This is a genomic window from Hyphomonas sp., assembly GCF_040882205.1.
Classification (GTDB): Bacteria; Pseudomonadota; Alphaproteobacteria; order Caulobacterales; family Hyphomonadaceae; genus Hyphomonas.
Map to the genome: position 1 here is coordinate 1 of NZ_JBBEBT010000004.1, position 9,150 is coordinate 9,150.

General features: G+C 64.7%; 11 protein-coding genes, 1 tRNA gene and 1 pseudogene. 8 read left to right on the forward strand and 5 right to left on the reverse strand.

All coding sequences use genetic code 11. From position 1 onward, the window contains the following. A tRNA-Gly gene (locus WEA77_RS00115) sits at positions 1 to 57 on the reverse strand. A 117-nt stretch (positions 58 to 174) separates the two neighbouring features. Next, positions 175 to 639 (reverse strand): winged helix-turn-helix transcriptional regulator, encoded by a 465-nt coding sequence (locus WEA77_RS00120; protein WP_368065844.1) that lies wholly within the window; start codon positions 637 to 639, stop codon positions 175 to 177. A 137-nt stretch (positions 640 to 776) separates the two neighbouring features. Here WEA77_RS00120 and WEA77_RS00125 point away from each other — a divergent pair, with 137 nt between their 5' ends. The 3 genes from WEA77_RS00125 to WEA77_RS00135 all read left to right on the forward strand — a co-directional run bounded on the left by WEA77_RS00125 (position 777) and on the right by WEA77_RS00135 (position 3,835). After that, positions 777 to 1,859: an esterase-like activity of phytase family protein gene (locus WEA77_RS00125; protein ID WP_368065845.1), complete on the forward strand. Its 1,083-nt coding sequence runs from the start codon at positions 777 to 779 to the stop codon at positions 1,857 to 1,859. Positions 1,860 to 2,124: 265 nt separating this feature from the next. Beyond that, on the forward strand, positions 2,125 to 2,748 hold the full coding sequence (locus WEA77_RS00130) for a 5-formyltetrahydrofolate cyclo-ligase (RefSeq protein WP_368065846.1): 624 nt from the start codon (positions 2,125 to 2,127) through the stop codon (positions 2,746 to 2,748). Between the two features lie 259 nt (positions 2,749 to 3,007). Next, positions 3,008 to 3,835, forward strand: a complete 828-nt coding sequence (locus tag WEA77_RS00135) for a family 16 glycosylhydrolase (protein WP_368065847.1) — start codon at positions 3,008 to 3,010, stop codon at positions 3,833 to 3,835. An 8-nt stretch (positions 3,836 to 3,843) separates the two neighbouring features. On the opposite strand, the gene WEA77_RS00140 is transcribed toward WEA77_RS00135, so the two are convergent. Beyond that, positions 3,844 to 4,173 carry a DUF1476 domain-containing protein gene (locus tag WEA77_RS00140; protein ID WP_368065848.1) on the reverse strand — a complete coding sequence of 110 codons (330 nt, stop codon included), beginning with the start codon at positions 4,171 to 4,173 and terminating at the stop codon, positions 3,844 to 3,846. 180 nt (positions 4,174 to 4,353) lie between these two features. On the opposite strand from WEA77_RS00140, the gene purC reads away from it, so the two are divergent. The 4 genes from purC (at position 4,354) to WEA77_RS00160 (ending at position 7,003) form a co-directional block, all read left to right on the forward strand. Continuing rightward, a complete protein-coding gene (purC, locus tag WEA77_RS00145) occupies positions 4,354 to 5,130 on the forward strand; it encodes a phosphoribosylaminoimidazolesuccinocarboxamide synthase (protein ID WP_368065849.1) in 777 nt (258 codons plus the stop codon). After that, entirely contained in the window at positions 5,127 to 5,372 is a 246-nt protein-coding gene (gene purS / locus WEA77_RS00150; RefSeq protein WP_368065850.1) for a phosphoribosylformylglycinamidine synthase subunit PurS, read from the forward strand. The genes purC and purS overlap by 4 nt, the downstream gene beginning before the upstream one ends. A 187-nt stretch (positions 5,373 to 5,559) precedes the next feature. Continuing rightward, positions 5,560 to 6,171 (forward strand): TetR/AcrR family transcriptional regulator, encoded by a 612-nt coding sequence (locus tag WEA77_RS00155; protein WP_368065851.1) that lies wholly within the window; start codon positions 5,560 to 5,562, stop codon positions 6,169 to 6,171. A 25-nt stretch (positions 6,172 to 6,196) separates the two neighbouring features. Then, positions 6,197 to 7,003 (forward strand): lysophospholipid acyltransferase family protein, encoded by an 807-nt coding sequence (locus WEA77_RS00160; protein WP_368065852.1) that lies wholly within the window; start codon positions 6,197 to 6,199, stop codon positions 7,001 to 7,003. A gap of 299 nt (positions 7,004 to 7,302) precedes the next feature. Here WEA77_RS00160 and WEA77_RS00165 read toward each other — a convergent pair. Together WEA77_RS00165 and WEA77_RS00170 are read right to left on the reverse strand one after the other, a co-directional pair. Continuing rightward, a pseudogene (locus tag WEA77_RS00165) lies at positions 7,303 to 7,578 on the reverse strand (DNA-deoxyinosine glycosylase); the annotation flags it as partial. Next, the gene (locus tag WEA77_RS00170; protein ID WP_368065854.1) at positions 7,575 to 7,934 is read right to left on the reverse strand and encodes a HesB/IscA family protein; all 360 of its coding nucleotides are present in this window, start codon (positions 7,932 to 7,934) and stop codon (positions 7,575 to 7,577) included. The gene WEA77_RS00170 and the pseudogene WEA77_RS00165, both read right to left, overlap by 4 nt. A 200-nt stretch (positions 7,935 to 8,134) precedes the next feature. Between WEA77_RS00170 and WEA77_RS00175 the strand changes: the two genes are divergently transcribed. Further along, entirely contained in the window at positions 8,135 to 9,052 is a 918-nt protein-coding gene (locus tag WEA77_RS00175) for a sulfite exporter TauE/SafE family protein (RefSeq protein ID WP_368065853.1), read from the forward strand. The last annotated feature ends 98 nt before the right edge of the window (positions 9,053 to 9,150 follow it).

Below are 9,150 nucleotides of genomic sequence, written 5' to 3' on the forward strand. Positions count from 1 at the left end.
GAAGAGATTCGAACTCTCGACCCCAACCTTGGCAAGGTTGTGCTCTACCACTGAGCTACGCCCGCATCCTGAAGTGGTTATGACTGCCGTGTCCGGCAGAGCGGTGGGGATAAGCGGAAGGCTCGCCCATTGCAAGAGCCAAAAAACAAGTCGGCTGCGCCCCGGGCGCAGGGTCTATCCCCGCAGGACAGCGCGGATCTGGTCCGGGCGCACTTCCCTGCCATCGGGGTCCACGAAGGCGGCGCGGATCGCCGTCTTGGAGCCCGCCTTGGTGAAGCTGATCGGCGGCGGCTCACCGGCGCCCAGCCAGATATCGCCCCACTGCGTAAGGCCAATCAGGATCGGCCGCAGCGACAGGCCCATCGCAGAGAGCACGTATTCGGGCCGCGCGCGCTTGCCGGGCACCTTGTAGGTCTTCTTTGTCAGCAGGCCGGCATCGACGAGGATCTTGAGCCGGCCGGAGAGAACCGTACGCGGACACCCGAGTTCAGCCTGGAAATCGTCAAACCGGCGCACACCGTAAAGCGCCGCGCGCAGAATCAGCAGCGTCCAGCGATCGCCCACGATCCCGATTGTCCGCGCGAGATTGCAATTCTCGGGCGGAATGGGGGAACGGCGGGCAAGCGGAATCTGACTCATCGCCACCATTTGAAAGAGTTCGGAATCTAAATCCAGACCACAGTGGCATCGCAGCCATGAAAAGGTCCGGGTTCTGTTATCCTCTGGCCCCGCTGCGATGAGACCCGCCAGCCACCTGCACCGCACCAAGGCCTTCGATGAAAATTTCGCTCCACCTTCTGTCTGCCGCCGTCCTTCTGGGCTTTGTCAGCTGCGCGGCTCCCGAAACGGATGCCGAGCCGGCTGCGGCGCGTGCGACGGGCGCCGCCCCCTCCGCGAACCTGTGGAATTCTGCCGCTGCTGCCGAAGCCATCCGGGCTGCGTCCTGCCCGGATGGCGGCGCGCCGATACGCGGCTTCCTGCCGCTGGAGATGACGGTTACCGCCCTCAATGCAAAACAGGCCGAGGTAATTGCCGGGCGCCTGCCGGAAGGCGCGAAGCTTGCCGGGGGCTGGGAACTCGGCGCGGACGATCCGAATTTCGGCGGCCTCTCGGGCCTCGCCCTCGAAGACGCGACTGGCCTCCTGGCGATCACCGACGCGGGAGGATGGGTGCGCATCAGCCTCGAGAACAGTGCGCCCGTCGCGGCAACCATCGGCTACATGCGCGGCGCAGACGGTCAGTTCCTGTCCGGCAAGGCCGAGAATGACGCCGAGGGCCTCACTGCGCGGGACGGCATTGCCTATGTCAGCTTCGAGCGCGACTTCCGGATTGAGGCCTTTGCCGTCGGCGCCTGCGGCGCCGGTGCAAAAGCTGTGGAAATCGCCCGCTTGCCGGGCACGTCCAACGGACAGGCGATTGATGCCAACGAGGGTCCGGAAGCCCTGATGATGACCCCGGACGGAGGCCTCTTCGCCGGCTTCGAGGGCGCCTCGGGCAGCCTCTCGCCGATCAGCCGCGTGCGCGCATCGGGCGAAGCGGAATGGACCGGCGCGGGCGCCGCCAACCCCAAAGGCTTTGCCCTCGTGGCCATGGACGCGGCGGCGCTGGCCGGCGGCGCAGCGCGCGAGATTTACCTCTACCGCGCCTTTGATCCCATCCGGGGTGCACGGTCCGTCCTGACCTGGGGGCCCGGCGAGGCGAACCAGCTGACCCTTTCGCGCCCCGCACTGACTGACAATTTCGAGGGCCTGGCCGCCGAATTGCTGGATTCGGGCAAACTGCGCCTCTGGATCGTCTCGGACGACAACTTCGCGCCGGTCCAGCGCACCCTGCTCTACGCCTTCGATGTGACACCCTGATTTCGGCCCCGCCGAAGGCCCCTTCCCAGCAGCCCCGCGGCCCGCTACATTGATAGTTCACAAGGGCTGCGACGCGCGCAGGGACTGATCTCCAGCGACCTTACTTACCGTCAGGGAGTTGGCACTCTGGTCGGGGCTGTGGCCTCGGCTCATCCGGCGCCCACCTAGTCTCTAGGTCGACGGGAGTGAAATGTGCCCGGCGGCGATTGCGGTTCTTGTGTCCCTTCTTCGGTGACGGCGCGGTAAAGCCTCGCTAGAAGGCCCCATGAGCATCGAGGACGACAAGACAAACCTGCGCCACCGCATGCGCACGCTACGCGCAGAAGCCGCTGCACGTGATCCAGATGCCGCCGAAAAGCTCGCTGCCATCTTCCCGATGAAACTGCTTGAACGGTATGGCCCGGTCGTCGCTGCGTATGTGCCGAAAAACGAAGAACTGGACCCGATGCCGCTGCTTGACCGGCTGGCCCGGGCCGGCGCGGAGACCTGCCTGCCCCGCATGACGAAGGACGGTATAAGCTGGCGCCTCTGGTCTGCCGGCGAACCGCTGGAGCGGCGCAGCTTCGGCCTCTCCGAACCTCCGGAAGATGCGCCGGTGGCAACGCCCACGCTTGTGCTCACGCCGCTGCTGGCTTTCGACACGCTCGGCAACCGGCTGGGATATGGCCGCGGCCACTATGATCAGGCGCTCACCGTGCTGCGTACCAAGGGCCGGGCTTTTGCCTGCGCGGTGGCCTACGCCGCCCAGCAGATCGACCGCGTCCCTGCCGAGGCCCATGACCAGCCGCTCGACTGGGCAATCACGCCCATCGGCTCGGTGCCGCTGTTCATGATGCGCAACCGGGCGGTGCTCACGGCGCCTGAGCCCGATGGCGGCTCCGCCGCCTGAGCGCGTCCCGGCTGGCGCAGATTTTGCTGGTTAGCAAAGCGTTAAGACGGGAACCCGGGCCTTGGACGAGCATAATCCAGACACCAGGACGGCCTGGCGCAGCGCGGATGGCAGCGCTGACGCACTCGTACTTGCGAGCTGGTCTGTGGTTTTCGCGCTGGCCCTGTTGCTGCTACGCCCGCCCGCAACTGAAACCCGTCCCGAACTGTCCGGTTCTGTGTCAATTGAAAAGCCGGCCGATGAGGCGGGAACATCCGCTATGGTTAGCGAACCTGACTTCTATCCCTGGATCCGTCCGGCCAAGGTTGGCCCGGCGCCAGAGCCAGTTGCCCGCTGGACGCAGCCCCGCAAGCCGCGCAGCGGCGGCTTCCTCACCCGCCTCAACGCCCCTTTGGAAGACCCGGTATTCCGCGCGTCTGACCATGGCAACCTTGATACCTTCTATGGCGGCGACTGGGTTCCAGAGAACGTCCAGTCCCGCAATGGCGGCGCCTTCCTGGAAGTGCGCCGCATCACGGGCGCGCCGGCGCCCTACAGCGCAGCCGAAATGCAGTCCCATAAGACCTACCAGTATGGCCGCTACGAAGCCGTGATGCAGCCGGCGCGCGGTTCAGGCCTGGTCACGGCCTTCTTCACCTATACCGGCGCCTGGTTCGGCGATCCGCATGACGAGGTCGATATCGAGTTTCTGGGCTCGGACACGACCAGGATACACTTCAACTATTTCCGCAAGGGCAAGACTACCCAGCCCGCAACCTTTGATTTGCCCTTCGACGCAGCTGACGCGCCGCATCTCTACGCCTTCGAATGGCGCCCGGATGGCATCACCTGGTTCGTCGATGGTGTGCCCTATTATGCCACACAACCGGGCGATCCCGGCATTCCCCAGACTGCCGGCAAGGTGATGATCAGCACCTGGACGGGCAAGAAGCAAATGGAAGCCTGGCACGGCAAGCCCTTGTTCCGCGACGGCGCAGGCACGCAGTTCAACTGCATTTCTTTCACCCCGCTCGGGCATGACACGCCGCAATGCAGCGATACCTACCAGGCTACGCCCGGCAAAGGCCGCGGCAACAACGCGGGCTGAGCCCCGGCTCAGCCCTTGGCTTCGCGGGTCATTTCCTCGCGGGCGACCGGAAGCAGGCGGGCGAGTTCTTCCTTGATCTGCGCTTCGGTGCGGGTAATCCCGGCCGCCGTGAGGTCAGCCAGAACCTTGCGGATGACATCGCCGTCGCCGGCTTCCTCGAGATCGGCCACGACGACGCTTTTGGCGTAAACCTCGGCATCGGAGCCGCCGACCCCCATCAGGCCAGCCGCCCAGAGGCCGAGAAGCTTGTTGCGGCGGGCCGTGACCCGCATCTGGGACTGCTGGTCCATGGCGTAGCGGGCTTCCTCAGCGCGTTCACGATCATCGAATGAGCTCATGGAATTACCCTTTTCTGCGCCAGGCGTTGTTGATTTGACGGTCATATAGGTGCGCGGGGCGCCTGTTCGCAATAATTGTTTCTGCCCCCGACTTGGCGTAACAGTCGCGCCTTCAGGCATGCTCACCGGTGATTCCGCCGGCCCAGGCATCCCAAGGACTGCAGGAAGGGCCGGATAAAGATGAGCAAACGGCGCATCGTCTATGAGGGAAAAGCGAAAATCCTCTATGAGGGGCCGGAACCCGGCACGCTGATCCAGTATTTCAAGGACGACACAACGGCCTTCGACGCCCAGAAGAAAGCCGTGCTCGACGGCAAGGGCGTGCTGAACAACCGCATCAGCGAATTCATCATGACGCAGCTGAGCGCCATCGGCATCCCGACCCACTTCATCCGCCGCCTCAACATGCGCGAGCAGCTGATCCGCAAGGTCGAGATCATCCCGCTCGAGGTCGTCGTACGCAACATCGCGGCCGGATCGCTGTCGACCCGCCTCGGCCTCGCCGAAGGCCACCAGCTGCCGCGCCCGCTCGTCGAGTTCTACTACAAAAGCGATGCGCTGCATGACCCGATGGTTTCGGAAGAACACATTGCCGCGTTCGGCTGGGCCACCCCGCAGGAATACGACGACATCATCGCCCTCGCCCTGCGCGTCAATGATTACATGTCCGGCCTGTTCGCCGGCGCCGGCATCCGCCTCGTCGATTTCAAGATCGAGTTCGGCCGCTATTTCGAGAACGATCACGACATGCCGCGCATCCTGCTGGCCGACGAGATCAGCCCGGACAGCTGCCGCCTGTGGGACTACAAGACCGGCGAAAAACTGGACAAGGACCGCTTCCGCCGGGATCTGGGCGGGGTGACCGAAGCCTATGCCGAAGTGGCGCGCCGTCTTGGGATCATCAAGGAATCGGGTGACACGGACAATGTCGTCAGCTTCACCGGGGGAAGCAAATGAAAGCCGTCGTTCACGTATCCCTGAAGGCCGGTGTGCTGGATCCGCAAGGCAAGGCCGTCGCCGACACGCTCGCCCGCATGGGCTACGCGGAAGTCGAAGCCGCCCGCGTCGGCAAGGTGATCGAGCTGGAACTCGAGGACGGCCTCGCCAAGGCGGACGCCGAAAAGCGTGTGAAGGAAATGTGCGAGAAGCTGCTCGCCAACACCGTCATCGAAAGCTACCGGATCGACGTGCTCGCCTGAGAGGCCCCTGCCGGAAACGGCGAGCCTTCCATGCAGAATCCATAAGCCGCCCGCCGCGGCGCCCGCGCCGCGCCTGCGCTCAATGGTTTATGAGGCGTTCACGAATTTGCCAATAAGTGAGCGAATGATCACTTGCAAAACGGTGGTGCGCGTGATATGTCCGGGGCTGAAAACGGAGACTTTCCGAATGGCCAGATCCGCCCCCCTGCCGCCGCAACAGCCGGACAAGAAGCCGCGCGTGCGCAATGCAAAGCCGAAAATTGAACGCGCCGCGCTGAAACTGTTCATCCATGAAGGCGTCGACGCTGCCACCACGCGCGAGATCGCCGACAAGGCAGGCGTGTCTGAAGGCGCGCTCTATCGCCACTACAAGGGCAAGGACGAACTCGCGCTCTCCCTCTTCCAGGCGACGCACCACCGCCTGTCGCAGATGCTGACCCAAGCCCTCTCCGGCAAGGGCAGCCTCGACACAAAGGTTCAGGCCGCCGTGCTCGCCTATTGCACGCTGGCAGATGAGGACTTCCTCCTCTTCTCCTTCCACCTCGTCTCGCTGAACCGCTACCTGCCTTATGACAAGCGCCGCGAGGACGACCCTGTCTCGGTGACCGAGCGGATCATCAGCGGGCTGATGACCGCCGGCGCGATCCCGAAAGGCGACCCCGCCCTGAAGACGGCCATGGCGCTTGGCGTGGTGATGCAGGCCGGTCAGAACAAGATCTACAACCGCCTGCCCGGCCCCCTGTCGCAGCACGCGCCGGCCCTCTCGCGCGCCGTGCTTGCCGTGCTGCAATCTGCCTGATCCTTCGTCTACGGAGCATCCCTTCATGCGTGGAACCCTTTTCCAGATAGCCTACTGGGTGCTGTCGCTCGTCTATGTCCTGGTCTCGCTGCCTTTCCTCGCCTGGCCGGGCCACGGACCGGTGCGCGCCATCATCAGGAGTTACACGCGCGCCATGAACCTGGCGCTGCGCCTCATCGCCGGCATCCGCAAGGAAGTGCGTGGCCGCGAGCACCTGCCGGAAGGCGCGTTCGTCATCGCCGCAAAGCACCAGAGCTGGGGCGACGGCTTTCTCGTCTATCCGGAAGTGAAAGACCTTGCCTTCGTGACCGGCGACCACCTCGAACGCTTCCCGCTCGTGGGGGGGATCCTGAAGAAGCTCGGCGCCATCGTCATCGACACCTGCGGCGGCGGCGAGAAGAAAGCCTCCTCCCTCGCCAACGGCATGGAAAAGGCCAGGGAAGACGGCCGCCGCGTGCTGATCTACCCGGAGGGCCACCTCGCCCCCGTCGGCTATCATTTCCGATACAAGTCCGGCGTCTGGCACATGGCCGAGGCGATGGGCGTGCCGGTCGTGCCGGTCGCCACGAATATCGGCGTCTTCTGGCAACAACAGGAATCGCCCAGGCGCTCCGGCACCGCTGTCATCGAATTCCTCAATCCGATCCCGCCCGGCCTGCCCAAGGAAGAATTCATCGCCCGCCTCACCGAAGCGGTGGAAACCCGCACGGGCGAACTCGTCGCTGAAGCGACAGGCGAGCCGGCGCGGCGCGCAACCCTGATCCCGGACCCGCCGAACGGTTCCGAAGCGAAACCCATGGCGGACAATCTGTCGGCACACGGGAAAGCCTGAACTCGCGCACCTCCCAGGCTGCGGGGGGGGCGGGGCATCTGATCCGAATACGTTTCGAAAGTGACGGGAGGTCCAGCCCTGCCGCCGCGCACTGAGGCCGGGCCCCTGGCATTTGGAGGAATGATAACTTTCTCTCCTCAATCATCAGACCTCAGAGGTATCTTTCTGCCTTCGCCCGGCGGGCAAGACACATGCGCCGGGCGGCTGGCCCCGGATCCTGGCCCCGGATCCTGGCCCCGGATCCTGGCCCCTTCGGCCTATAGCGCGGCAATACGGGCGGGCGCTTCGGCCGCGGCCGGCACTTCGCCGCAGATACTGGCATCGAGGCTGGCCTCGCGCTTACAGGCCTGCAGCACATCCCAGACAGCGACGCCCTCTCCCTTGAGCTTAACTGCACGGTCCGTATACGGCAGGTCTGGCCGCGCGCCACAGAGCGCGCCCATGATCGGCCAGAAGGCATTGCGGGGGTGTGCATAATACTGGCCCGCCTGCAGCGAGGCGGTACCGGGCATGCTGCCAAGGATCAGGACACGTGCATCCGGCGCCGAAACCGGCGCAAAGCTGCGAACAATCATTCCGCCGCGGCGGGCACGATCGTGACACTCTCGCCGCAGCCGCAGGCGTCGGTCTGGTTCGGATTGCGGAACACGAACTTCTCGTGCAGCGGCGTGATCTCGTAATCGAGCTCGCTGCCCAGAAGGAACAAGACAGCCCTGGCGTCGATCACAATGGTGACGCCATTGTCGTCGACCACCTCGTCCAGCGCCTCGGGCGCGGCGGCATAGTCCATGACATATTCCATGCCCGCGCAGCCGCCGTTCTTGACGCCAACCCGCAGGTAGCCAAGTCCGCGCTCATCCATGATGCCGCGAACACGCGCGGCAGCGGCGTCGGAGAGTTTCACGGGTTTCGGGCGGGGACGTCTGGCCATGCCCCATAGGTGGGCGATTGGCGCGCCAAGATCAAGGCCCGGCAGTCTGCCCAAGTTTTGTCGCCTGTCTGCTCAAATGACGATCGCCTTTGCCTCAAACAGGGCCTTTGGCGCCATTTCCTGCCCCGCCGAATTGCGCGCGGTAAGCAGAGGCGTAGGCCGGGTTCAGGCCGGATTTCCGGCGGGAGCCGGGATTGGATATGTCGGGCGACACTCTTATGTTCATTGGCGCCATGCTGGCAGCCGGCGCGCTTGCGGGCTTCGTGGCCGGCCTGTTCGGCATCGGCGGGGGCTTTGTCGTGGTCCCCGCGCTTGCCTCGGTGCTGGCCCTGCTCGGCACGGGCGGGGACGGCGACAAGATCATGCACGTTGCCATCGGCACATCGCTCGCCACGATTATCTTCACCTCACTGCGGTCAGTCGAGGCGCATGCGCGGCGCGGCGCGGTCGATTTCGAGATCTTGAAAAGCTGGACGCCCTGGGTCGTTGCGGGGGTTGTCCTGGGGTTGATCCTCGCCCAATACATGCACGGCCAGGCGCTGAAGATCACCTTTGGCGTCGGGGTGTTCATCATGGCCTGGCATTTCCTTTTCCCGGTGCTGACGCGCAATGGCCCGGTGACAGATCACATGCCGACCGGCATGCTGCGCGGCGGTCTTGGAAGCTTTCTTGGCGGCTATTGCACGCTGCTCGGCATCGGCGGTGGCACACCCGCGGTGCTGATCATGACGCTCAGCGGCCAGCCAATGCACCGCGCGGTCGCCACGGCTGCCGGGTTCGGCACCATCATTGCTGTGCCGGGCACCATCGGCAGCGTCCTCGGCGGACTTGGCGAGACCGGCCTGCCTTACGGATCCATCGGATACGTTAATGTCATCGCTGCGCTCGCCATCATTTCGATGAGCCTCATCACCGCGCCCTGGGGCGTCGCGATGGCGCACAGCCTCAACGCTGTGCATCTGCGCCGCGCACTTGGCCTCTACCTGCTCGTCACATCCGCGCTGATGCTGGTCTCCGCCTTGACGCCGCAAGGCGGCCCTCTGGCGCTGCGGACACTCGCGGGCCCGATCACAATCGAACATGCCACACAAATTCCGGAGCAAGACCATGGGATATAGACTGACACGCCGCGCCATCCTCTCGGGCGCCGCGATGGGCGCGCCCGCAAGCCTGGCTGCCTGCGCCACAAGTTCGCCCGCTGCCCTTGCCGAAGCGA